Raw genomic sequence first — 24,513 nt, 5'->3', positions numbered from 1 at the left:
CCTTATTTCACGATACTATTCGGGATAATATCCCCCAAATAGACCCAATCATCCTTCAGCATGACCTTGTATTCGTCAAGCGGAGCGGACGCAACAGCCATTTGCTTGCCCTCTTTCGTATAATACGCGCCATGACAAGGACAATGGTACTGGTTAGGAAAATTCGCGTTGCTGTTCCACCCAACCGTACAACCCAAATGCTTACAAATCGGTGAAAGCGCATAAATTTTTCCGCTGGCGTCTTTACGAATCCAAGCTACGAGTGACGCTGAACTCAAGTACCAGCCATCCTGCTGCTGCAACTCGAATGTGAACTCCTGCGGTTCGTCGGTTATCTTACTAACTTCAACCACCTTGACAAAAGTCCCCTCGCCTTTCTTCTGTAGAATTGGATCTACAGCGAAACGTACCATTGGCAGTGCTGCCCCACCCACCATGAAAGCGGTAGCGCCTCCCAGCGTATATGTAAGAAACTGCCGGCGGGACATTTCCTTACGTGTAAGCGGTTTATGCGATGATTCATGCTCGTCGTTATGAATACTCATACTCTCTCCAACCCCCTTTGCAAGCCAATTCTCTCCCGTTTCAATGATAAATATCACATCTTTTGGTAAGACATATTAATAATATATTAGGGTTCTAAGAGCGTCAAGAATATCCATCGCCTTTTGCACTGCCGACGCTGAGGGAGTGTATAAAATGTTGATAATTTGTCACAATTAGTTTTTTTAGTTTTCTATCCACATTTGTTGAATTTCCCTTCCCAAGGCCGCTCCCACTTCATGTCTCTCAAACCCCTTAATCCAGCTTGTATCAACGATTAGGTCCGCATTCGTAATCCTATCCGCAGGTAGCTCAACATCAGCGGACACGACAATAATATAGGCAAAACCAGACAACTTGACATTGTGACATATTTCATTTATTTGCGACAAAACAATATCCCTGCCGTATTGAAAAGATGGGTAAGTAACCACTCTACCTTTGAAAGGCAGCTCAATCCAATCCATCACGTCTCTCAATCTCTCCAACGCAGCCGTCACCTCATAGGGTTGTTCGCTTCCGGTTAGCCCGGTAACCGGAATAAGACATGTATCTAAATATGGACGCAATTCCTCCCAGGAAGATGCTTCTATATCACTGAATTTCATATGTATCCCCCTCCTTAACTGTAAACATTATATACACGGACGCACGAAATTAAAAGAATAAGAAAAAGGAATACCATTAACGGCATTCCTTCAAATTTTCCAGCGCTTTCAGTTCTTCTGTCAAAGCACGAAAGGCTTCCTCGTCACCCTTGGCCAAAGCGGAATCAATTTCACTGTATATTTGCTCGGAACGATGTTTACGCAGAGCTTCATCCCATATCATCTCCGCAGCAAGGCCAAGCATCACTTCGTAAGTTACCTTCATCTGATCCATAGGATGCACCTCCAACTAGATCCTATATTCTTTTCCTTTCACTACATAACTGTCAGTTGTAAGCTTCATCCGCTGCAAATCGGCTTCCGTTAGTTCGCGAACCACCCTTGCGGGTGTACCCAAAACTAGCGTATAAGGGGGGATAACTGTGTTTTCCGTGACTAAAGAACCTGCTCCTATTAAAGCATATTCACCAAGAGCAGCTCCGTTTAAGATGATAGCCCCCATCCCAATTAAAGTGCCTTTGCCTATATGACAGCCGTGGATAATCGCGGCGTGGCCGACAGAGACATCATCTTCAACAATTAAGGGCTGTCCGGTGTTTACATGGCCAATAACTCCGTCCTGAAGATTAGTTCTTTCCCCAATAACAATCTCTGCTAGGTCTCCCCTAAGCACAGCGTTAAACCAAACACTGCTCTCCTTGCCCACGGTTACGTCACCGATAAGTTTTACACCCTCCGCCACAAACACTGAAGCGTCTACAATAGGTCTTTTTCCCCGGTATTCCAGTAACATGATAACCACCCCTCCGCGATTAATTGGGAGTGATTGTAACAGTATGATTTGCTGTTGTCAATGAAGTAGATGAACCTACTTCCACAAGTATTCAACGTTTTTGAAGCTGCTTAACACAGTGCTTCCCAAATGGAGTTGTCTGCACAAATCGTTCGCGGGAATCATCTTCACCGATTCGCAGCATGCCCAAATGCAGCATCATCCGCAAAATGCGTTCTTCAAAAATCGACTCAGGAGTGTCGTAAAAAAAAGGTTTGATCAAAAGCTCCAGCCTCTCAAATAGCGAAGCTGCCGTTACCCATTCAGTGGAACATCGTTCTATCCAGTACATTAGAGATAGCAAGTTAGGGATTGGCCCTTTATAAAGTCTTAACCAAAAGCTAACAAACTGTATCATCGGCTCCTGTTTATTCTCTGCGAGATACTCGTTTCCTTTAGCAGTCAAGACCAATAGCCCACCTTCCTCCCGAATCCACTTCATGTGATAAGCATAATCATACAACAAGGCAAGGCGGCTCGGGTAATCCTTGAACCTGCGGCCATAACCAAACCTCCAGCCTCTTCCTACTAACGGTTCAGCAACGTGGAGCTTCTCCATGAGCTGTATCTGATTTCTCCGATACATGACACCCTCCCCATTCAAGGGAATCTCGTGTTGATGCACATAATCGAGCAGCTCTCTTAAATCCTTTGGGAGCAGATCGTACTCCTCCCTGTAGACGGTTGGCTCTGTGTCAGCTCCTTGGATCGCTGATTTAAAGCGAGCCTCCAGCGTCTCTTTGAAACGTCGTTTCAGATCCTCCGGAACTTCGAACAAATACATTGTGCTTGCCGTCGAACCGTTAAACAGCCATCCGCGCCGCCTGAATCTAGTGATGACATCCCTGGGACTCTCACGATCCTTTGCATCCTGGGTGAATCGCGACTGCTGTGCACAAGCGATCAACTCTTCCAAACTGAACTGGCGTCTCCCGTCAAAAAGCAGCATATTCAAAAAGCGCAAGTCTTCCAGGCTTAATTGATCGACATGTTGTTCAATAAACTCTCTTCGCCCAATCGTTTGAAGAATCGACTGTATCAAATCACGCTTGGAATTTCCATTGCATTCACATTGATAATGATCCGCTATTCTGCTAAGCTGTCCGATATCGGCAAAGGTGAGCATTTCCGCCAAGTCCATATTTTACCGCCTCGCTGTTTTACTACCATTATGGGAAAATTTGCGGCTTTTATTCCAATTCTCGCAAAAAAAATAACCCGGCTTTTCTGCCGGATTATTCGTTCCCTGCTAATTCCCCTCTAAATGCCGTGTACAGTTATACAGCAGCAAATCCCAACGCTGTTCCTTCTTCTCCACAATCGTAAGCGATAAATTGCCGATTCGATCCGTGTATTTATTATCGTATAAGGCAATATATAGTTGAGCCAGCAATGCGCCATGAGATACAACAAGGATTCGCTTATCAGGGTAGCGTTCGTGCAACTCTTCCATAAATTCAAGAGCGCGCTTGCGAATATCCTCATCCTTCTCCTGGCCAAGATCGAGTGTGCTCCACTCTTTGCCCCAGAGCGTTTCCCGCTCCTCAGAGGTTAAGCCCTCGATTTGACCGAATGCTCTTTCCATTAATCTTGAATCGGGATCATATAATGGGATGCCCAAAATATCAGCTATAATTGAGCCCGTTTCCTGAGCACGCGATAAACCGCTAGTCATGATAAAATCCCATGGCTGCGCATCGCTTTCATGCTTAAGCCTTTCCGCCAGCTTGACAGCCTGCTTCCGCCCCTCGTCATTGAGCGGAATATCACTTTGTCCTTGAATTTTGCCTGCTGCGTTCCAGTCTGTTAGTCCATGACGAATTAATCCGACAATCATGTAGTACCTCCGCCTAGTTTTGCATTGCTGATGAACAATATATATGGTTACACTCTTAAATACAAGCGCTCCTTCCCGGTAAAGGGGAAGAAGCGCTTGGAATTTCAATTTCAATTATCTCCTTGACCGACGTATACCCTTAAAGGAAATCAACGCCAGCACCATTCCTGCCATCGATAGGATCATCCAGTACTGCGGATATGCAGGACCCATTTGCACGACAAACGGCTCTACAATCCCCCTTGATACGCTGGATAGATCAAATATAGGCAAATCCGAAGCGGTACTCCTATCCGCCGTTACCACTGCAGGCTGTAAAACACCTGTGGCCGGTTTGATCGATTGATTGGACTGGCCGTACCCCCCAATGATAAAAACGAGAAAGCTGCACAAGAATACTGCCAAAAAACAGGCTGACCATATCGACACACGTCTTCTAAGCCGATTGGTCACTTTACTATGCTCACCGCCAGGCGCGAGCCAAGGGGATTCGGCATAGATTCGATCCATAACTCTACGGTTTATTCGCTCGGCTTCCTCAGCTGAAACTTCCGTCGGCAATTCATGGAACATCTCCATGCTTTCCTGCCAGACGGAATACTCAGCCGCACAGTATTCGCAGCCCAAAATATGCCACTCCAGCATTTTACGCTGAGGGTGATTGTCCGGTAAGTCGGGTATTAAGCCGAACAGCTCTTGGGCTTCTCTACAATTCATCTGCTTTTCATCCCTTCATACGGCTCGTAAGTCTGTTCATAAAAGTAGGGTTCAAGCTGACTTTTTACGCTACTGCGTGCACGGAATAACAAAGATTTTACTGCACTCACACTTTGTCCTAGCACATTCGCGATCTCCTGATAGTCCAGTTGGTCATACTCGCGGAGTATGAGCGCCGACCTTTGCTTTTCCGGAAGGTTGTTAATTGCTTCGCGCACCAATCCAACTTTCTCGCTCCGAAGTATTGCCTGCTCTGGCACAAGCTCGCTTGGTGCTACCGGTACAATGCCGCTCTCTTCTAACGGAACGCTTCCGGCACGCTGCTTGCGCAACTCACTAAGCACGGTATTTCTAGCAATCGTATACAACCAAGTTGAAAATGATGCATCTACTTCACGGAAGGAGTGTAAACTCCGAAATGCTTTATAGAACGTTTCCGAGCATAAATCTTCTGCCATCAGCTCTAAATGAGCGCTCTTCAACATGTGATAGATGAAGGCCAATATTTTACGTTGATATCTTCGCATTAATTCCGAATACAGCTCCGTATTGCCTTCCTTAATTTCACGAATCATTTGGGAATCCGTCATTTGAGTGCGATCCTCCTCGCCCATCCATGTGCTTCTTCCCGTTCGACTCTCTCTCTTATTTATTACCGAACAGGATCCAAAAAGTTGCGGTTTCTAAACAAAATATTTTAAAACCAAATTATTTCTGAATTAGCAGACTGTCATCCATACCTTGAATATTATACCACAGAATTTGGATTTGAAAAATAAACAGCTATGTAGCATGCTCCAATATCTAGACGGAAGCGCCAAGCAAATGGTTGCAGCATTTTTAATTAAACAAAAAAAAGACCACTTCGCAAAGTGGTCACTGCTCAATTTAGAGCAACAGTTATTTGGATAGGAGTGGAGAGAAACCATACTGTACCTCTATTATATTGTATACGTTTTCATCCTGTCAACACAATTTTTAAAATCGCTTACATTTACATTTATCAGAAGGTGCTAGGCACCTGCACTGATTACACATATACTTTATAATTTAATGATTGCAGCAGCTGTTTCGCCCGCTCCATCTCCTGCTCCTGGCGGAAAGATAAGCGCATGACCCCGGGGACATCTTCCCTGCTCTCAATGATTTGCATATTGCTAAGGTTGATATGCTGATCGCCAAGCTGCGTTGCGATCTGTCCAATAATACCAGGATGATCGGGAACATCAATATAAATATCATACAGCGAGGTAATCACGCCTTTGCGTCGCTCCGGCAGTTCGCTGCGAAATTGGTTAGCAGTTTTAAACGCTTCCTCAATCCCCTCCCCATCTTTCGCTTCCAACACTTGAATGAAGGCCTCCATTTCACGATTCCAATCCTTCAGCAAAGTAAGCAAAATCTCTCGATTACTGAGGAGAATATCGCGCCATATGACCGGATCGCTTGAAGCGATCCGCGTAATGTCTCGAAAACCACCCGCCGCCAGCATACGATACAAACCATTGGTGTCCGCATTATTGTAGGCGCGGATTTGATTTACGAGCGCTACCGCAATTATATGCGGCAAATGGCTGATTGCTCCGACAATTTCATCATGCAACACCGGATCAACTCGAACAATCTGTGCTTTCGTATGCGATAAGAGTTGCTCCAGGCGCTCATAGGATTGCTCGGGAACATCGTCAGAAGGGGTCAGTACATAATACGCATTCTCAAATAACAGCGAGGAGGCTGCCTCCACCCCGGAGCGTTCCGACCCGGCCATCGGATGCCCACCGATGAAATGAACCCCTGGGCGATTAAATGTTGCCGCGCAGGCGGCTACCGAAGCTTTCGTACTACCCACATCTGTAATGATGCATCCTTCTTTCAGCGGCAGCTCACTAAGCTGCTGCAAATACGGCTCCAGCTTGCTTACTGGAACACACAAAAAAATGAAGTCGGCGTCAGTCGCCGCTTCTTCCATAGATAAGGTCACGGCGTCTACGACGCCGCGATCCATAATTCTTCGTTGAGATTCCCTACGGTGACTATGTCCTACAACAGTTATGCCAGGCTTGCCTTTCAGGCAAAGTGCCAGGGAACCGCCGATCAAACCTACTCCAAAAATAGCTACTTTGATTGACATGAATTCTCACTCGATTTCTACGATTTAGATTTCCAAACCAATGTGATCCAACCCAAGCTAGACTTGAACTTGATCTTTGTTCAGCACTTGCTCCAAAGCGGCAATAAATTTAACATTCTGCTCCTTGGTTCCTACAGTGACGCGAATATAATCCGGGTACTTGCCGAAGCCAGAACGCACGATAATACCAAGCTTCATGATCGCCTGAAATACTTCTCCGCCTGGTTGATTGACTTTTACCATCATAAAGTTGCCATGAGCTGGAAAGTAATCAAGACCAAGACGATCAAACTCGGCACTTAAATACTGAATGCCTTCGGCATTCTTCTCGCGGCATTCCTTTACAAACTTTTGATCCGCAATAGAAGCTTTGGCAGCCGCTTGACCGAATCGAGACGTATTAAACGGTTCGCGGACCCGATTAATTAACTGAATAACCTCTGGCTGTCCAACACCATAGCCAATCCGCAAGGAAGCAAGGCCGTAAATTTTGGAGAACGTACGCAACACGATGACGTTAGGATATTTGCTTAACAAGCTGATCCCGTTTGTATAGGTTTCATCGATAACGTATTCCGCATATGCCTCATCAATTACAACGAGAACATGATCTGGAACGCGATCCAGGAAGGACCTCAAAGCATTATCCGAAACGATAGTGCCCGTCGGATTGTTTGGATTGCATATCCAGACAATTTTGGTCTTCTCGCCGACTTTAGCCAGCATCCCCTCTAGATCATGCGTGCCGCCCTGCAACGGAACCTCAATAATGGTCGCGCCTTCGATCTGTGAATTCGTATCATAGACCGAGAAGGTTTGGTCAGCCATGACCGTTTCATCCCCAGGCAGCAAAAATGCCCGGCAAATCAAAGCAATAACTTCATCTGAGCCGCAGCCAAAGATGATTTGTTCCCGTTTTACGCCCAAATGCTCGGCAAGCACCTCAGTTAGTTCCGCCGAGCTGCCGTCCGGGTATTGCGTGATGTTGGCGAATTCCGCTTCAATTGCTGCGCGTGCCCGTGGAGAGCAGCCATATGGATTTTCATTGGAGGCTAGTTTAATAACTTCCTCCAAGCCTAGTTCCTTTCTCACTTCCTCTGCAGGCTTGCCCGGCTGATAAACGGGAAGATTGACTATTCGGGATTTTGGCAGCATCAAAAAGCTCCTCCTTCAATAACGACTATGATTTTAATTGTGCCACAAAGTTGCGGATTTGCAATAAGCCCTCTGACTTACTGTCATTATTTTTTAATAGAGGAATGGATTCCTCAATTTTTCGCACGATTGCACTGCCGATTACGACGCCGTCACAAATTTCCGAGAAGCGACGAACCTGCTCCTGGCTTGAGATCCCGAATCCGATCGCTACCGGCAATTCGGTTTGGGCTCTAACCGTATGAATGAACTGTTCTACGCCCTCATAAAAAGAAGATCTCTCCCCAGTAACGCCTAGGGACGAAACGCAGTAGATAAATCCTCTTGCAGAGGACATGATCCGGGCAATCCGATCATTGGAGGTCGGCGCAACGAGTGGAACGAGCCTAATGTTAGCCGCATCAGCAAGCGCTAAAACCTCTGCTGATTCTTCAAATGGCAAATCAGGGATAATAAGACCGCTAATCTCCGCCTCCTGCAGCATAGCGAAGAAGTTCTCAAGCCCAAGTTGCAGGGCAGGATTATAGTAAGTAAATAGCACAAACGGCATCGTCACTCCACGATCCTTGGCCTTGCGCGCGGTATCTAGACAAGTCTTGATCGTTATTTGCCGCACGAGGGCTCTCTCGGAAGCCCGCTGAATGACAGGCCCGTCAGCTAAGGGATCTGAATAGGGAACCCCAAGCTCAACAATGTCAGCCCCAGCATCCTGCAAGGCTACAAGAATCTCCACGGTCGTCTCTGGATCTGGATCACCGACGGTGATAAACGGCATAAGCGCTGTTTTCCCCTCGGCTCTAAGCCGTTCAAAAGTCAAATCCAAGTCATTCAGTGCCGCTGCATTCATAAGTGCTCCGCTCCTTCCGTATAAGCCATAATTGACTCAACATCTTTATCCCCGCGTCCAGATAGGCAAATGACAATAATTTCATCCCGATTCATTGATGGGGCAAGTTTTGTAACCTGTGCCACGGCATGCGCAGACTCCAGCGCAGGAATAATGCCTTCGGTACGGCTTAGCAGCCCAAGCGCATCCAATGCTTCTGCATCTGTAATCGGCACATACTTCGCTCTCTTAATATCCTTTAAATACGAATGCTCCGGCCCGACACCAGGATAATCGAGGCCCGCTGAAATAGAATGCGCCGGCAGCACTTGCCCGTGATCATCTTGCAGCAAATAACTCATTGAGCCTTGGAATACCCCTCTTGTTCCATGGGTCATCGTTGCCGCGTGGAACTCGGTATCTACCCCTCTGCCCGCGGCTTCTACGCCGACCAATTGAACAGTTGTGTCCTTCACAAAGGGATAGAACATCCCGATTGCATTACTGCCCCCGCCAACCGCAGCAACGAGCATGTCCGGCAGCCGCCCTTCCGCCTCCATAATTTGCCGGCGCGTCTCGTCGCCGATAACACGTTGGAAGTTGCGCACGATCATCGGATAGGGATGCGGCCCTGTCGCCGAACCAAGAATGTAGAAGGTGTCCTGAACGTTGCTCACCCAATAGCGTAGCGCTTCGTTGCAAGCATCCTTCAATGTGCGTGTACCAGACACAACAGGAACGACCTCTGCTCCAAGCAGCTTCATTCGAAATACGTTAAGCTGCTGGCGCTTTGTGTCTTCCTCTCCCATGAACACCTTGCATTCCAGTCCTAGCAAGGCGGCTACCGTCGCAGTCGCTACACCATGCTGCCCGGCGCCAGTCTCCGCAATAACCTTATTCTTGCCCATCCGTTTAGCCAGCAGGGCTTGCCCGATCGCGTTATTGATTTTGTGCGCCCCGGTATGGTTCAAATCCTCGCGCTTCAAGTATATTTTTGCTCCGCCCAAATGCTCCGTCAATCGCTTCGCAAAATATAGCGGAGTTTCTCTGCCCGAATACTGCTTCAATAAATAACGGATATCCTCCAAAAATTCTGGATCATCCTCGTATTTGCGGTAGGACTCCTCCAGTTCGATGAGCGCGTTCATTAATGTCTCCGGCACATAACGGCCACCAAAGGGACCAAATCGCCCTTGTTCGTCAGGTACTTGCGTCATTTCCCTTTCACCCTCTCCACGAATGTTCTAACTTTAGTAATATCTTTTACCCCATCGGTCTCTACGCCGCTGGATACATCTACCCCATCCGGCGAGAGGCAGCGGATCAGCTCATCCACATTACCGGAGTGAAGGCCCCCCGCAGCGAGGAACTCTACTCCATGTTGATTGGCCCATACTTTATATGGCTCCGCTCGCTCCCAGGCAAAGGTCTTGCCGGAGCCCCCGCCATATAGCGGATCGTACGTGTCCAATAGCAGACCGTCAATGACACCTTCATATCCGGCCAACGGGCTTTCGTTGTGAATTGATCCATCATCTTTGACCGATAGGGCTTTAAAAATCTTCACTCCAAACGCTTGCTTCACTTCCCGGCAAAAATCAGGCGTCTCCGAGCCATGCAGCTGTATTATATCGAGAGGAGCTTCCGCTAGTATTCGCGAAAGCTCCGGTAGAGTCGGATTAACGAACACGCCAACGCTTGCCGGGGCGGTTCCCGCTATCCATTCCTGAAGTAGAGGAATTAATTCAGCAGCCTGAGCCCCGCTTACCTGGCGCTTGCTCTTGGCGAATACAAAGCCAATATAATCTATAGGTAAGTGTACCATAGATTTTAGCACTTCAACGGATTGAAGTCCACAAATTTTTACTGCTATGCTGCTCATTTTTTAGGGGCTCCCTTCACTTATAAGATTATTGTCCGCCTTTGTTCAACGAACCCATAACATCATATACCGCCTGCTCCACATCCGGCTTGCGCATGAACGTCTCACCAATGAGCACGCCTTTGGCCCCGCATCCCGCCAAAAACTGAATATCCTCCGACGTTTGAATGCCGCTCTCGCTAATCAGCGTAACATCGTCAGGAACCTGCTTCGCCAAATCCGCCGTCACCTGCAGCGTTGTTTCAAACGTCTTCAAATTACGATTATTAATGCCGATCAGTTTAGCTGTTCCCATGCTGAGCACACGCTCCAATTCAGCTTGGTCATGTACCTCCACCAGGGAGTCAAGGCCCAGTGAAGCGGCAATTTGCAAATAATCCCGCAGCTGTATATCGTCTAAAATAGCCGCGATCAGTAGCACCGCATCTGCTCCAAGCAGTCTTGCTTCATAAATTTGCCGTTTATCAATAATGAAGTCCTTCCGTAGTAACGGCAGCTGCACAGCACCGCGAATCGCCTGCAGATAGTCGCCGCTGCCTTGAAAATAAGCTACATCCGTAAGAACGGAAATGCAGTCCGCTCCAGCCGCCTCATAACTGCGGGCAAGTTCCACCGGATGGAAATCGGGACGTATCAAGCCTTTGGAGGGGGATGCCTTCTTCACTTCAGCGATTAGTCCAAGTTTCCGCTTCCGCCCTTCTGTCAGTGCCCGGTGAAAGCCACGGGTCGGACTCATGCCTGCAATGAGCCTCTCGGCTTCATCCTGTGAGAATTGAGCTGCCAATGCAGCAACTTCCTGACGCTTCGTTTCAACAATTTTATCAAGATACATAGCTAAGTGCCTCCGTAGTTTTAATTAGCTGCTCCAGTTTATCATAAGCTTTGCCGGAATCAATCGATTCCGCGGCGACAACGACCCCTTCACGTATACTGTCGGCAAGACCGGAAACGTAAATGCATGCACCGGCATTCGCGAGCACGACATCCCGATAAGCTCCCTTCTCTCCTTGCAGCACGCGGCGAATAATGTCCGCGTTCGTGGCCGGGTCGCCGCCCATCATCTCCCTTAGTGGATAAGTTCCAAGCCCAAGCTCGCTTGGGTGCACATCATACGTCGTCACGTTGCCGTTTCTTAATTCCGAAATGCGCGTCGCCGATGAAATGCTAATCTCATCCAATCCTTCGTCACTCGTTACAACGAGGGCACGCTTAAGCCCTAGCTCTCTTAATACTTCAGCGACCGTCTCTGTCCTATCCCGATCATAAATGCCCAGCACCTGACGATCCGCTCCGGCCGGATTTGTTAGAGGCCCAAGCATATTGAACACCGTACGCACACCCAGCTCTTTACGCGGAGCCGCCGCATATTTCATAGAAGGATGATACAACTGGGCGAAAAGGAAGCAAATGCCGATATCATCCAAACAATGCTTCGCCTGATCTGCACTTAGATGAATGTTCACACCGAGTGCTTCGAGAACGTCCGCACTTCCGGCACGGCCTGAGGCCGAGCGATTGCCGTGTTTGGCGACACGGACAGATACCGAAGAAGCGACGATAGCCGATGTCGTGGAAATATTGAATTTATGAATGCCAGAGCCTCCAGTACCGCAGGTATCCAGCAGTTGTTTTGTCTCCGTATGCAGCCGATTGGCATGATTGCGCATAACCTCGGCAAATCCGGCAATCTCATCAACCGTCTCTCCTTTGATGCGAAGAGCCGTTAAAAGCCCGCCGATCTGGGCATGGGTTAGTTCGCCGTTCATCAGCATCTCCATCACGCTGCGCGCTTCTTCCCGCTCTAAGTTCTGCCCTTGTATCAATCGGTTAAATACCGTTTGTATCATTTGCTGTCCACACATAGTCCCTTCCTCCTCATTCTTATATTCTTTAGGGGGTATATTCATATAAATAATCTTGGTTGATGACCGCTTCGTCGCCCCGATCGGACGGAAACATCGCCTCAGCTGTTCGAATCGCCTTCAACAGCGCCTTCGCCTTGTTCATCGACTCCTGATACTCATTCTCCGGCAGCGAATCCCATACGACTCCTCCGCCGGCCTGCACAAACGCTTTGCCGTTCTTAAAGACGATCGTCCGAATCGTAATACAAGAGTCCATATTTCCGGAGAATCCCAGGTATCCGATGGCTCCAGCATACGTACCGCGAGCTTCCCGTTCCAGTTCGGCAATGATCTCCATTGCTCGCAGCTTGGGAGCCCCGGAAACTGTACCTGCTGGAAGACAAGAGATGAAGGCATCGAAGAAATCCTTGTCGCTCCGCAATTTTCCGGATACTTTGGACACCATATGCATCACATGCGAATACCGCTCGATCTCCATGTAGTTTTCGCATTTCACGGTGCCAAATTCGGAGACGCGGCCAAGGTCATTACGTCCTAAATCAACGAGCATTACATGCTCAGCGCGCTCTTTCTCATCCTGCAGCAAATCGGCCTCCAACGCCTGGTCTTCCTCCACCGTCGCTCCTCGCGGCCTTGTTCCAGCGATAGGACGCGTCTCTACCCGATCGCCTTCAACCTTCACAAGCGCCTCCGGGGAAGTTCCTACGATGATTTCCTCGCCCATTTTCAAATAATACATATATGGAGAAGGGTTCATGGTGCGTAAAACCCGGTAAACGTGGAGCGGATCCACCTCTGTCTCGATATGGAAGCGCTGTGACAGCACGACCTGAAAAATATCACCTGCCCGGATATATTCCTTGCCTTTCTCCACCATCTCTAAATATTGCTCCTTGGTCATATTGGACTGGATATCGCCCAGTTCAACATCACCAGGAACCGGTCTGCGGTTCAATCGTTCGCCCGGCCCTTCATCCAGCAGCAGATCCGCCATCTCATCCAATGCTCCCTCTGCCTGCTCATAGGTCTGGCGGATGTCCTCGTCCCGATCCCCTTCCTGAATATGAACATTCGATACGAGCAAAATTTGTTGCTTGACGTGATCGAACACGATTACCCGATCACAGAACATAAACTGAATATCTTGCAAATTCATATCATCTACTTGATGGGCTGGCAACTTCTCATAATATTGCAGCAAATCGTAACCGAAAAATCCGATCGCTCCGCCCGTAAACGGAGGCATATCCGGTAGCTTCGGACTCCGGTATTTTCGTAAAATCGCCTTTAACTCTTCCAGAGGTCTGCCAGCTAACTCTGTCTGCTCTCCCGCCCGCTCGATGAGCACCTTGCCTTTCTTTGCCTTGACCATCATGAAAGGATCCGTTCCGATGAAGGAATATCTGGCCCATTGGATTCCTCCCTCTACACTTTCCAACAAAAATGCATGATCTCGCTGGGCGACCCGACGAAAGATGCGGATCGGCGTCTCCATATCCGCCAATAGCGGACGTACAATAGGGATTAAATTATATTCCTTAGCCAGTTTGATTACCTTTTCTACATGCGCGGTTGTCATGTCCTTCACTTCCTTCTCCTCAATGTTTATGATCACTTCAAATCATTCGGCTCTAGGCGAGAGACTTTACTCCGAAATAAAAAAAACCTCTACCGAAGTAGAGGTTGGTTAGAGTCGCAAGTTTATCTTCAGCTACGCAGGTTCCTTAAATACAAGAAACAAAATCAGCAACAGAATGCAGTATCCCCTAAGAACAATGATAAGCCAAAGACACTACGTCTCTACTCATCATGAAGCGGATATCCGAATCTATCATGATCGTCCTTCTATTTATACTCAGGAATTACTGCTTCTCATCTAAACTCTGCTCATCTCTGCTCTACTCAGCTCATCAAACAAACACTAAATACTGTTTTAAATATACATGATTCCAAACTCGTTGGCAACCGTATATAACTAAAATTTTCTAGGAGTTTGACGCCGCCAAATCTGGACGCAAACTCTTTGCTTCATTCAAATACACATGCTTCATCTCGCGCTGACTCTTATTCGTATTCACTTGAATCAAAAACCTAATACACTTTGGCAAGCTCCCTTTGACTGGAATTTCAGTCGAACACATGAGGGGCACGAGCTCCCACCCCTTCAACACACGAATAGCGCGTGCAGGAAAAGTAGCATCCAAATCAGCCGTCACCGTTATCCAAACACTGCAAATATCCTCCGGCTCAATTTCATTTCGAGCTACAATTTCCTTTAGCAGAACAGCTGTTTCCTGCAAAATTTCCGCCTCATCATTGCGGGTGACCGTCGTAGCGCCCCGAATGCCTCGATTATACATGCTGATCTTCCCCCTTCAGTTGAGTAATCACTTTACGCACTTCATCCAACGTCATGTCGGATACAATTTCTACCTCTCCGATACGGACAGGCAATACAAAGACGATTTTATTTTCTTTAAACTTCTTATCATGCAACATCGCTGAAATGATGTCATCATCATTCAAATGTCCGGGAATCGTTGTAGGTAAACCGAATTTACGCAGCAAGGCCGTCGTTTCCTCATAAATAGAACGATCTCTGCCCCGGTTCACGGCAAGCAAAGCAGAAGCAGCCATGCCGATGGAAATCGCTTCGCCATGCAGGAATTCGCCATATCCGCCTATAGCCTCGAGCGCATGGCCAATCGTATGCCCCAAGTTAAGAATCGCCCGCAGACCCTGCTCCGTTTCGTCGGAGGACACCACCTTTGCTTTAATCGAGCAGCCCTCCGTTAGTCCATAAGTGAGAGCTTCACGATCAAGCGCCAGCAATCGCTCGGCGTTATCCCGGCACCAATCAGCAAATTTCTCATCCCAGATCAAGCCATGCTTGATCATTTCCGATAGACCGGATCGAACATCTCGTTCCGGCAAAGTTCTTAACGTATCTACGTCATAGAGCACCATCGTAGGCTGATGGAATGCGCCGATCATATTTTTAGCTAAGCGATGATTCACCGCCACTTTGCCGCCTACGCTGCTATCATGCGCCAATATCGTAGTCGGCATCTGCACAAAATGTACTCCGCGCATGAATGACGCCGCCACAAAGCCAGCCAAATCGCCAACAACCCCACCCCCTAAGGCAACAACTGTCGATTTACGATCGAGACCACCTTCAATAGCCACGGTCATTACCTCTTCGAATACATCCAGCGATTTAGATTTCTCTCCGGCTTTAACGACGGAGCTGACGGTACGATATCCGCTAGCTTGCAGCGAGCTCTCAACGACATGCAAATATTTGGGGGCAATATTCTCGTCAGACACAATCAGTACAGGACTCTTGGTCGTTAATTGGTGCTGCTGAAAATAATCGCCGGATTTGTGCAGCAAACCTTCACCAATATATATGGGATATGAACGATCCCCTAAATCTACCGTTAACGTTCTCATTAATAACTCTCCATCTGTTTATTGTAATTCTACACATTGCGTTCAATCTCTTCAGCAGAATCTCCGCCGAACTTCTCAAGGAACGCCTTGGCAACTTCCCAAGCGACGACATGCTCCAGAACCACGCTTGAGGCTGGGACTGCACATGCGTCGGAGCGCTCGACCTGAGCCGTAATCGGCTCCTTCACGTATCGTCATCTACACTTTGTGGCGGCTTATACAGTGTAGGAATCGGCTTCATCGCCCCGCGTACGATGATAGGCATTCCATCCGTCATTCCGCCCTCAAAGCCGCCAAGCTTGATTGCTAGCTCGGTGATATCCGCGTTCAGAGGTGTACAGGATTTCATCATGAACTTGAGACCCGGGCAATCTGCCCGCTTCGAAATCCAATACGAGATTACTCGGCGTACCTTCAATAATCAGCTGAGGGCCATGCGTCTCTCCCGCTGTCAAATAGCGCAAACTTATGATGCATTCCCCCTTTAAACCGCTAAACTGTAAAGAGCTAAAATCCGAACATATCTTTGCTAATTATAGTATACGTTCTTTCCTTTTGACAAGGAAGCCTTTCCGAATATGCAAGTTCATCCAACAAATTCTTAGACTATTAAAAACGCACCGCCGTTACTGTCCTCACAGTAACTACGGTGCGCTCGAATAAAATCTACTACAGAACTAGCTCGAAGCCGGGCGGTTGCTTGCCGAAGCCGCGATGATCCGATGCGAATCCGTCGGCAAGTCCAACAGTCCATTTAACTGGCCGCGTTCCACACCGAGCACTTGCGCGCATTCCTGAGGCGTCAGGAACCCCCTTCGATAAGCATCGATCACTTTTCTCTTATCCATGACTAACCCTCCACGACATTGGATATTCCAAGTATTGGGCAAGTCTCCGACGAATATACATCATTCTTTCTTGCGATAGAAAAAAGTTTCCGAAGCTTCCAAGCCATAATTGCCAGGAGAGAATATTTGTTCCGTACTACCCACAAATAATATGCCACCTGGACGCAGCGCCTTAGCAAATCGGTGGTACAAGTTCTGCTTCGCTTCTTCCGTGAAATAGATCATGACATTGCGGCATACGATGAGATCAAAGCCTTCTTCAAACTCATCAAGCAGCATATTTTGCTTTTTAAATGTAACCGCCTTCTTAAGCTTACTGTCAAAACGGAACATCATGCCTTCTGGTGAAAAATATCTTTTCGCCACATCGGGCGGCACATCCTTAAGCGAACGCTCCAGATATAATCCTTCTGCCGCCTTACCAAGTGCACCATCGTCAATATCGGTGGCCAGCAAATATGTATTCTGAAGAAGTCCAAGGTCGTTCAGGATCATCGCCAGTGTATACGGTTCTTCTCCAGTCGAGCAAGCCGCACTCCACACCCGAAGCCTCGATTTGCCGGCAGCGATCTCGGGAAGAACAACATCTCTCAGCGTCTCCCAGCGATTCGGATTTCGCCAAAACTCGGATACGTTGATCGTCATTTTGTCCAAAAACTCATAGAATAGCTTCTTGTCAGTCGTCATCGCCGAATAAAATGTTGTAAAAGAAGAATATCCATTCTTATTTCGAAGCGTCGTTAAGCGCCGTTTCATCTGAGCCTCTTTGTACTGCGCTAAATCAATCCCAGTAAGCTGTTTAATATTACGGATAAAACCTAAGTAGTCCGGATCGGGAGCGTCATCCTGATGTAAGCGAACCGGATCAGAAGTCAAATCTCTCATATCCATGGATCAATGCTTCTGGAATAGTTAAGTATTTCATGAGGCTCAAAAAAATTGGCGATTTCCCGTTCTGCGCTCTCCAAGCTGTCAGAACCATGGATCAGATTAAATGGCGTATGAGCGGCAAAATCTCCGCGAATCGTACCCGGCAGCGCTTCCGTAACCTGAGTCTTGCCAATTACCATCCGGGACAAGGTAATCACATCATCCCCTTGCCATACCATTGCGAATACCGGACCCGATGTAATAAAACGTACTAAGCTTTCGAAGAAGGGCTTGCCTTCATGCTCGGCATAATGACGCTTGGCCTGCTCTTCCGTGATTTGCACAAGCTTGCCTGCAATTAGCTTCAGTCCTTTGTCTTCAAAGCGGCTAATGATTCTTCCAACCAAACCGCGCTGAACTCCATCTGGCTTGACCATTAAAAATGTCCGTTCCATGGTTACCCTCCCATAATGTTGTCACATTGACTACTTCGTTTAATTATCACATCTATTTAAGCTATAACTATAGCGTATTTTACCAGAAAAAAGGTAATGTGGGTACCACAAAATTCATATGCTTGCAGGCTGCATCTGCCTTAGTAAGAACGTTTATTTACAAATAAAGCGATCTCCTTCAAATGAGTTCTTGCCTTACTCTCTGGAAGCTGGTCTAAAGCCGCCATTGCTTTTGCGGTAAAAACCTCTGCCAACTGCTCCGCCTGCGCTATGCCAGGGCCGGATTTAATAATATTAATCGCTTCGGAACTATGATCAGCGCCATCGCCTTTGCGTATCCCATCGATCGCCTCAAGCAGCGGCTTCCTCAACTCCCGATGTTCAAGCGTGTAAATTACTGGAATTGTAATGTTGCCTTGGCGCATATCGCTGCCCGGGGGCTTGCCGATACTCTTCTCCGTGCCGCACAAATCAAGCAGATCATCGCGAATCTGAAAGGCCATGCCGATATTGTAACCATATCGATACAGGAGAGAACTGATTTGAGGAGAAGCTCCTGCGACCACGGCGCCAAGCTGACAGCTGATCGCGATCAACAGAGCAGTCTTGCGCCGAATCCGCAATAAATAATGGCGGACGGATTGCTCCGTATTGAAAAAATCACGAATCTGCTCCATTTCGCCGATCGACATTTGCACCAGTGCCTTAGATAAAATTTGATGTACCTCTGGGTCGGGCAAACGAGTGGCCAGCATTAATGCTTTGGCATAAATATAGTCCCCTGTATACATGGCTATTTTATTGTCCCACTTTGCCTTCACCGTCGGCTTGCCCCGCCTCGTCCCCGCATCATCGATTACATCGTCGTGAACGAGCGAAGCCGAGTGGATCAGTTCAAGGGGAACAGCCACATACTGCAGCCGATTTAAATCATATGTGCCGAATTTGCCGCCCAGCAACACGAAAATCGGGCGCAACCGCTTACCTCCCGCCTTCAAAAGATGGAGCGAAGTCTCATTCAGCAACTCCTCATCGCCTTCGATGCTCCGGTACAACTGCCGTTCGATGAAGTCCATATCTTTCTTCAATGTACCGAAAATATCCATTAGTTTCATTCTTTCACCCGTATCAACGTATTGTCACTCCATATATTCATTCTTACCTCGTTCTCCAATAATCCCAGCTCATGAGCATAAGTGAAGTATAAAGCTAATCCATTCTGCTGCTCATCGTTAAAATCATAACATAGATTGTTAAAATAATGACGCCAATAATGCGTTGTCCCACCGATAAGCGAACAAGCTTGCTGCACTAATGGGCTTAAATCGTTCAAACTCCGGCGCTTGCTCTCTTCAAAAGCTGAGCACACAGACGATAAAAAAACAGCGTTCTGCTCAGCAAATGACTTTTGAACCGCCCATACCGCAAAAGTCATACCGTAACCCGTCCATCTTTTCCAGACTTCCCCTAAATCCGTCACGATATAATCATGGTCGCGCCAGGACGCCTCTATGGCATGGTCGCCGATCAACAGTGCCGCATCACTGGTCTCCATCATCGCATCCAAATTCGGTTCACTGTCCCAGTATGTCGGTTTCCCCCCATAAGCCTTCTCCATGATAATTTTAAGCAGATTAACAGAAGTCGCAGAGGTATTGGTTAAGGCAATGACGCCATTCCGAATTTCCTCCACCGGCTTCCGGGAAAATAATAGAATAGAATTGACGGGGCCGTCCGAGCTTACGGATAATCCCGGTAACAGCAAGAAACGTTCCCAACCGAGTCCGAATGCAAAAGAAGAGACCGGGGCGATGTCAAGTGAACCCTTAAGCATTCTCTGATTTAGCAACGCAGGCACCTCGGTGACCAAACTAGAGCTGCCAGGAAGATCTTTCGGATTAAAATAATGAAATACAGGCCAGACATTGCTATATTTTATCCGTCCAATCAATACGTCATCAGCATTGTCCCTGCTCTTCACTTTGCTCCCCCCATCTGGTAAACAAATTATGTTCAATTCTTAAGCTGTCTAATACTTTACCTACCAAAAAAGAGACCAGGTCATCGATATCCTGCGGACCGAAATAAAAGGCCGGCATGGCGGGGACGATCCGCACTCCCAGCCTGGCCAGCTTCAGCATGTTCTCCAAATGGATCGCATGCAAAGGCGTTTCGCGCGGAACTAGAACGAGCGGGCGCCCTTCCTTCAGCATCACGTCCGCTGCGCGAGTCAGCAGATTATCCGATGCGCCGTGAGCAATTCCAGAAAGTGTTCCCATGGAGCACGGCATTACAATCATACTCTCGACCAGATAGGAGCCGCTCGCAATCGAAGCGCCAATATCTGCAATCGGATGGTAGATGTATTGCCCTGGGCAGTCTGCAAAGTGCTCGCGAAGCACAGCTTCGCGATCTGACGTGTTCCAGCCCAATTCCTCTTTGATAACCCTCCAGCCCGCATTCGTAATGACCAGATGCACCGTGAAACCCAGTTGCAGCAAGGATTGAATCAGTTTCACACCGTAAATCGAGCCGCTGGCGCCCGTAACCCCCACTACAATCCCCCTACGTCTGCCTTCGCTGCTTGTCATCAATTATGCCGCACCACCAAATCTATCAAGGTAAAGGAGAATACCACGATGCTGAGCACACCATTCATGAGAAAGAACGAGGTCTGCAATCGGCTAAGATCACCCGGCGATACGATATAATGCTCATAGAATAAAATAAGATAAGCGATAATCATTCCAGCAATATACCACCAGCCCAGATCACTCAGCAGCAGCAGGGCGATAAACCCGACAGCTGTTACGATATGGAAGGCCTGAGCAATTTTCAAAGAAGCTGCAATTCCAAATCGGACCGGAATGGAATACAGCCCCTCCTTTTTATCGAACTCCTCGTCTTGGCATGCATAAACAATATCGAACCCAGCTACCCAAAACGTCACAGTTGCAAACAGAATCATCGCGGTGAGATCCACCTTGCCCGTCACAGCCACCCAACCTCCCAAAGGAGCCAGCGCAATCGTTAAGCCTAATACAACATGGCAAAGCCAGGTGAAGCGCTTCGTGTACGAATAAAGCACAAGCATAACGACCGCAATCGGCAGCAGTTTCATTGCCAAGGGATCGAGCTCCGCCGCGGCCCAAAACAGCAGGGCGAACGATATGATGATAAAAACAACGACCTCCCCGATTTTCAACAGCCCCGCCGGAATCGCCCGATTGGCTGTACGCGGGTTCTTCTTATCACTTACCCGATCGATGAGGCGGTTCAGCCCCATTGCAGCACTTCTTGCACCAAACATCGCGAGCAGCACCCAGCCGATCTGCTCCCAGGACGGCAGCTTCTGATGGATCATTACCGAGCCGAGCAACGAACCCATAAAAGCAAAAGGCAGGGCGAATACAGTATGTTCGAACTTAATCATTTGCAAAAAAACAACAGCTTTTCTAAGCATAATGCGTCTCCTTCGTTCCAATGTGTAAGGCGGCGATTCCACCCGTTAAAGGATACGCTTCGACCTTCTGAAGTCCAGTCTCTCGAAATATTTCCGCCAGCTCATCCCTTCCAGGAAAAGCAGCCAGCGAATCTGGAAGCCATTTATATTGCTCATAGCGTTTGGCAAATAGTTTACCCAGCAGTGGAAGCACCTTCTCGAAGTAAAAATAATAAAGTCCTTTAAAAGGCTGCCAGGTTGGTTTAGATAATTCTAGGCAGACAACCATGCCTCCCGGCTTTACAACCCGCTGCATTTCGCGGAGCACCTGATACAGATCCGGCACATTGCGAAGACCGAAGCCGATCGTAGCATATTCAAATGTATTATCTTCGAACGGAAGCTCCATCGCATTTCCCTGCACCAGCGAAATACGATCATCCAGCCCGCGTTCTTTTACCTTACGACGGCCGAATTGCAGCATATTCTCACTGAAGTCCAGACCGGTAATTTGCCCGCCGCTGGCTTCCGCCATACTGATCGTCCAATCGCAGGTGCCACAGCAAAGATCTATCGCCGTATCCCCAGGCGACATCTTCATCTTGTTCATCGTAAACCGACGCCAGGCTTTATGCCGCCTGAAGCTGAGGATATCATTCATAATGTCATATTTGGGAGCGATGCTCTCAAACACCGAATGCACAAACTGCTCCTTCGGTTCAGAGGTAGAATTGCTCATCTTTGTCAATCACCTTACCCTTCCTGAATCGCACGCCGCTGCATAGCCAGCGCGGCGCGAAACGGTTCAATGATGGCGGTCAGCTCGGACTGCTCTTTATCGCCCTTCAGCTCCTGTACCAGCGCCTGAACCCGCTCAACAGATTGATGCAGCTTATGAGCAAGCTGCTCATTCACATCATATTTCGCGAGAAGCGAAGACCATTCGCGCTTGTCCACTTTGCGGCGCGATAGAACTTCCTTGTCTTCCGCAGTGCCCGTTTCCATAATGCGCAAGTAGGCATAGCCTTGGCGTTCGTCCGGCAACAGGCTGCTCGCCTTCATCTCGCCAAGCACAACCTCGCAGCGACTAAGCTCAGCCAGCAGCAATCTCCATAAATTCTGCAACGGCTTATCCAGCAAGTGGGAGAACGACTGGAACAATCCCATCTTGATATATGTGCATTCCTTCAAATAGTCCTCGGTAGGCAGGAGCTTTTTTAGCCTGTTATACAGTCCTACCTTCAGCCGATTAACTTCACAAATTGCCGAACTCATGGAAGACACCATTTCAATCTGTCCGGCCTTCGCAAGCAGCTGGTAGAACAAGCTGCTAAAATAGTCGCCCGCCAGCACCTTTAGCTGGCGGGAACGCATGCTTCGTTCCTCTTTACAAGTCGAATCCACATCGATGGTATCATGCGTATCGAGCCCAAGCTGAACGAGAAATGCCGCTAACGCCGATGTCTCATGCGCCCGTATTTTGCCATTGTCACGGATGTTTAAAAACATATAAAGCAAACGAACACGGGCAACCGGATAATCCGGAAGCGCCGTGTGGTTGGTAATCATGTCGTATTCGACATACTTATGTGCCATTTCAGTTATGCGATAAGGTTTCATCCTCTGCCTCCGAGCCGCTAATACTGACAATCTCTGCATCATTTCAGATGAATTTCAAAGAGATGTCACAATCCTGTCTATTATAGCATATGTTATTTCACTGCGCACAAGATGCGGCAGTTATTTCACAATAAAATATAAGCTTGTTAACCAGCACGATTCACTTGTGAATCATCGTCTTCCAAAGATTCGTCTCCGTGACTCTGAACCAGCTTTTTAATTCACGGCTCAGTTCGCGGTCGCCCCAAGTTCTCAGCTCTTCCAGCGCTTCAGCCGGCCACTCTCCCCTGCGGATATCTGCAGCCAGCAGCAGATACTTATTTCCAAGCCACCGATCCTCCGCAATAAATCTTACCAGCAGCCGCTGAATATTGCTCGTGTTATGAAATGAACGATCAACGGACTGGGCTAGCCCCTGGTAAAGCCACTCCGCGCTGTGCGCTCCCTCTGTTACTTTGAAATCAATCGCTAAGATACTTCCGCTCAACTCGACCTTATCGACGGGGACAAGCAGCTGCCAGGCAATGAGCTCATCGACCAGGTTGTCATTCTTCAGCTCGGCAGGTCGGACATGCTCCTCTGATAGAGCTGCGTTGACTGGTTGAAAATCACCTGCTTTTCCGGTAAGCCAAGATAAGGCTGTCAGTGAGGCAAGACAACCGAATAATATGAACAGCGTCTGTACAATAATGGTACGCTTCATGAGGCATTCTCCTTGGTTTATGACCTAGTAATATTATGCTCATCATACTCTATATCCCATTGTACTAGAGTAAAGGGCAGAACATTCTGCCCCTCCTCATCAAACCGTACGTGAGGTTTTCCCTCATACGGCTTTCCGACGTTCTTTCATTCATGTGCTTGCAGATCACAAGAGCGTTTTGAGTCCATAATGGGTGGCCAAGAACCTAACCTCGCGAAACGAATTCATCCAGCGTAAGCGTTGCCGTTTCTTTGCATACCATATCGAAAGTCTTTGCAAAATGTATCAATCCAACTTTGCCATTCTCTGTTGGCTGTAGGCCATGTAGTAATAATTTCGCCATCCCTGAATCTTGGGGTTTAGCCATTCCACATGTTCGAGGAATGACTTATGTCTAATATTCGGTCGTGCCAAACGTTCCTTTACGACCTCTCGAATACATTCTTCTGCTTTCTGGGTTAGCCATTGATGGGTGGTGTAGTACACTTTTCCTTTTGAGGTTTCCGCTTTCGCCTTCCGATGGTGCATGCCGAGAAAGTCGAAGCCTTCTTCTCTGTCCAGAGTCCGACAATGCGAGTTTTCGTTGGATGCAAGGTAAGCTCCAATCGCTCCATGATCGTACGTATGATTTCGTACGCACGCCCTGCGTCCTTCTTCGTCTTGCATACGACGACGAAGTCATCCGCATAACGTGTAAGTTCCCCGATCCCATTCCCATGTCTT

Annotated in this window: 30 protein-coding genes and 1 pseudogene; all 31 read right to left on the bottom strand. The window is 48.0% G+C overall.

What is annotated here, in order from left to right:
• Window positions 1-2 precede the first annotated feature (2 nt).
• The gene (locus tag EIM92_RS14345; protein ID WP_125083230.1) at window positions 3-545 is read right to left on the bottom strand and encodes a Rieske 2Fe-2S domain-containing protein; all 543 of its coding nucleotides are present in this window, start codon (window positions 543-545) and stop codon (window positions 3-5) included.
• Between the two features lie 183 nt (window positions 546-728).
• A complete protein-coding gene (locus EIM92_RS14340; protein ID WP_125083229.1) occupies window positions 729-1,151 on the bottom strand; it encodes a DUF2487 family protein in 423 nt (140 codons plus the stop codon).
• 76 nt (window positions 1,152-1,227) lie between these two features.
• Entirely contained in the window at window positions 1,228-1,425 is a 198-nt protein-coding gene (locus EIM92_RS14335; protein WP_125083228.1) for an IDEAL domain-containing protein, read from the bottom strand.
• 15 nt (window positions 1,426-1,440) lie between these two features.
• Window positions 1,441-1,944, bottom strand: a complete 504-nt coding sequence (locus tag EIM92_RS14330) for a gamma carbonic anhydrase family protein (RefSeq protein ID WP_125083227.1) — start codon at window positions 1,942-1,944, stop codon at window positions 1,441-1,443.
• 91 nt (window positions 1,945-2,035) lie between these two features.
• The gene (locus EIM92_RS14325; protein ID WP_125083226.1) at window positions 2,036-3,124 is read right to left on the bottom strand and encodes a hypothetical protein; all 1,089 of its coding nucleotides are present in this window, start codon (window positions 3,122-3,124) and stop codon (window positions 2,036-2,038) included.
• A gap of 108 nt (window positions 3,125-3,232) precedes the next feature.
• Entirely contained in the window at window positions 3,233-3,820 is a 588-nt protein-coding gene (locus EIM92_RS14320; RefSeq protein WP_125083225.1) for a histidine phosphatase family protein, read from the bottom strand.
• Between the two features lie 114 nt (window positions 3,821-3,934).
• Window positions 3,935-4,537 carry an anti-sigma factor gene (locus EIM92_RS14315; protein ID WP_125083224.1) on the bottom strand — a complete coding sequence of 201 codons (603 nt, stop codon included), beginning with the start codon at window positions 4,535-4,537 and terminating at the stop codon, window positions 3,935-3,937.
• Window positions 4,534-5,127 carry an RNA polymerase sigma factor gene (locus EIM92_RS14310; RefSeq protein WP_125083223.1) on the bottom strand — a complete coding sequence of 198 codons (594 nt, stop codon included), beginning with the start codon at window positions 5,125-5,127 and terminating at the stop codon, window positions 4,534-4,536. Before EIM92_RS14310 ends, EIM92_RS14315 begins: the two co-directional genes overlap by 4 nt.
• 440 nt (window positions 5,128-5,567) lie before the next feature.
• The gene (locus EIM92_RS14305) at window positions 5,568-6,668 is read right to left on the bottom strand and encodes a prephenate dehydrogenase (RefSeq protein ID WP_125083222.1); all 1,101 of its coding nucleotides are present in this window, start codon (window positions 6,666-6,668) and stop codon (window positions 5,568-5,570) included.
• A gap of 57 nt (window positions 6,669-6,725) precedes the next feature.
• Window positions 6,726-7,823: a histidinol-phosphate transaminase gene (gene hisC / locus EIM92_RS14300; RefSeq protein WP_125083221.1), complete on the bottom strand. Its 1,098-nt coding sequence runs from the start codon at window positions 7,821-7,823 to the stop codon at window positions 6,726-6,728.
• A 25-nt stretch (window positions 7,824-7,848) separates the two neighbouring features.
• Window positions 7,849-8,655, bottom strand: a complete 807-nt coding sequence (gene trpA, locus EIM92_RS14295; protein WP_125085192.1) for a tryptophan synthase subunit alpha — start codon at window positions 8,653-8,655, stop codon at window positions 7,849-7,851.
• 11 nt (window positions 8,656-8,666) lie between these two features.
• The gene (gene trpB / locus EIM92_RS14290) at window positions 8,667-9,866 is read right to left on the bottom strand and encodes a tryptophan synthase subunit beta (protein ID WP_125083220.1); all 1,200 of its coding nucleotides are present in this window, start codon (window positions 9,864-9,866) and stop codon (window positions 8,667-8,669) included.
• Window positions 9,863-10,531 carry a phosphoribosylanthranilate isomerase gene (locus tag EIM92_RS14285; RefSeq protein ID WP_125083219.1) on the bottom strand — a complete coding sequence of 223 codons (669 nt, stop codon included), beginning with the start codon at window positions 10,529-10,531 and terminating at the stop codon, window positions 9,863-9,865. The genes trpB and EIM92_RS14285 overlap by 4 nt, the downstream gene beginning before the upstream one ends.
• 28 nt (window positions 10,532-10,559) lie before the next feature.
• The gene (trpC, locus tag EIM92_RS14280) at window positions 10,560-11,363 is read right to left on the bottom strand and encodes an indole-3-glycerol phosphate synthase TrpC (RefSeq protein WP_125083218.1); all 804 of its coding nucleotides are present in this window, start codon (window positions 11,361-11,363) and stop codon (window positions 10,560-10,562) included.
• Window positions 11,353-12,393, bottom strand: a complete 1,041-nt coding sequence (gene trpD, locus EIM92_RS14275; protein ID WP_125083217.1) for an anthranilate phosphoribosyltransferase — start codon at window positions 12,391-12,393, stop codon at window positions 11,353-11,355. Before trpD ends, trpC begins: the two co-directional genes overlap by 11 nt.
• 28 nt (window positions 12,394-12,421) lie before the next feature.
• The gene (gene trpE / locus EIM92_RS14270; RefSeq protein ID WP_125085191.1) at window positions 12,422-13,975 is read right to left on the bottom strand and encodes an anthranilate synthase component I; all 1,554 of its coding nucleotides are present in this window, start codon (window positions 13,973-13,975) and stop codon (window positions 12,422-12,424) included.
• A gap of 406 nt (window positions 13,976-14,381) precedes the next feature.
• The gene (gene aroH, locus EIM92_RS14265) at window positions 14,382-14,756 is read right to left on the bottom strand and encodes a chorismate mutase (RefSeq protein WP_125083216.1); all 375 of its coding nucleotides are present in this window, start codon (window positions 14,754-14,756) and stop codon (window positions 14,382-14,384) included.
• Entirely contained in the window at window positions 14,749-15,852 is a 1,104-nt protein-coding gene (aroB, locus tag EIM92_RS14260) for a 3-dehydroquinate synthase (RefSeq protein WP_125083215.1), read from the bottom strand. Before aroB ends, aroH begins: the two co-directional genes overlap by 8 nt.
• A gap of 29 nt (window positions 15,853-15,881) precedes the next feature.
• Window positions 15,882-16,238 (bottom strand): annotated as a pseudogene (locus EIM92_RS14255) (chorismate synthase); the annotation flags it as partial.
• 291 nt (window positions 16,239-16,529) lie between these two features.
• On the bottom strand, window positions 16,530-16,700 hold the full coding sequence (locus EIM92_RS23725) for a hypothetical protein (protein WP_164515105.1): 171 nt from the start codon (window positions 16,698-16,700) through the stop codon (window positions 16,530-16,532).
• A gap of 60 nt (window positions 16,701-16,760) precedes the next feature.
• A complete protein-coding gene (locus EIM92_RS14250) occupies window positions 16,761-17,591 on the bottom strand; it encodes a CheR family methyltransferase (protein ID WP_125083214.1) in 831 nt (276 codons plus the stop codon).
• A complete protein-coding gene (ndk, locus tag EIM92_RS14245) occupies window positions 17,582-18,025 on the bottom strand; it encodes a nucleoside-diphosphate kinase (protein ID WP_125083213.1) in 444 nt (147 codons plus the stop codon). Before ndk ends, EIM92_RS14250 begins: the two co-directional genes overlap by 10 nt.
• Window positions 18,026-18,165: 140 nt before the next feature.
• A complete protein-coding gene (locus EIM92_RS14240; RefSeq protein ID WP_125083212.1) occupies window positions 18,166-19,140 on the bottom strand; it encodes a polyprenyl synthetase family protein in 975 nt (324 codons plus the stop codon).
• Window positions 19,137-20,006, bottom strand: coding sequence for a menaquinone biosynthesis protein (locus tag EIM92_RS14235; protein WP_125083211.1), 870 nt, complete (start codon window positions 20,004-20,006; stop codon window positions 19,137-19,139). Before EIM92_RS14235 ends, EIM92_RS14240 begins: the two co-directional genes overlap by 4 nt.
• Complete coding sequence (locus tag EIM92_RS14230) at window positions 19,984-20,616, bottom strand: UbiX family flavin prenyltransferase (RefSeq protein WP_125085190.1); 633 nt, start codon at window positions 20,614-20,616, stop codon at window positions 19,984-19,986. Before EIM92_RS14230 ends, EIM92_RS14235 begins: the two co-directional genes overlap by 23 nt.
• Window positions 20,616-21,488 (bottom strand): UbiA-like polyprenyltransferase, encoded by an 873-nt coding sequence (locus EIM92_RS14225; protein WP_125083210.1) that lies wholly within the window; start codon window positions 21,486-21,488, stop codon window positions 20,616-20,618. The genes EIM92_RS14230 and EIM92_RS14225 overlap by 1 nt, the downstream gene beginning before the upstream one ends.
• Window positions 21,481-22,206, bottom strand: coding sequence for a demethylmenaquinone methyltransferase (locus tag EIM92_RS14220; RefSeq protein ID WP_125083209.1), 726 nt, complete (start codon window positions 22,204-22,206; stop codon window positions 21,481-21,483). The genes EIM92_RS14225 and EIM92_RS14220 overlap by 8 nt, the downstream gene beginning before the upstream one ends.
• Window positions 22,207-22,220: 14 nt before the next feature.
• Window positions 22,221-23,087 carry a heptaprenyl diphosphate synthase component 1 gene (locus tag EIM92_RS14215; RefSeq protein ID WP_125083208.1) on the bottom strand — a complete coding sequence of 289 codons (867 nt, stop codon included), beginning with the start codon at window positions 23,085-23,087 and terminating at the stop codon, window positions 22,221-22,223.
• 160 nt (window positions 23,088-23,247) lie between these two features.
• Window positions 23,248-23,790 (bottom strand): hypothetical protein, encoded by a 543-nt coding sequence (locus tag EIM92_RS14210; RefSeq protein ID WP_125083207.1) that lies wholly within the window; start codon window positions 23,788-23,790, stop codon window positions 23,248-23,250.
• 285 nt (window positions 23,791-24,075) lie between these two features.
• The gene (locus EIM92_RS24225; RefSeq protein ID WP_246021425.1) at window positions 24,076-24,318 is read right to left on the bottom strand and encodes a group II intron maturase-specific domain-containing protein; all 243 of its coding nucleotides are present in this window, start codon (window positions 24,316-24,318) and stop codon (window positions 24,076-24,078) included.
• Entirely contained in the window at window positions 24,249-24,497 is a 249-nt protein-coding gene (locus tag EIM92_RS14200) for a reverse transcriptase domain-containing protein (RefSeq protein ID WP_246021422.1), read from the bottom strand. The genes EIM92_RS24225 and EIM92_RS14200 overlap by 70 nt, the downstream gene beginning before the upstream one ends.
• Between the last annotated feature and the right edge of the window lie 16 nt (window positions 24,498-24,513).

Origin of the sequence: Paenibacillus lentus (assembly GCF_003931855.1) — a bacterium.
GTDB lineage: Bacteria > Bacillota > Bacilli > Paenibacillales > Paenibacillaceae > Fontibacillus > Fontibacillus lentus.
This window is presented reverse-complemented; position numbering and strand designations above follow the sequence as displayed.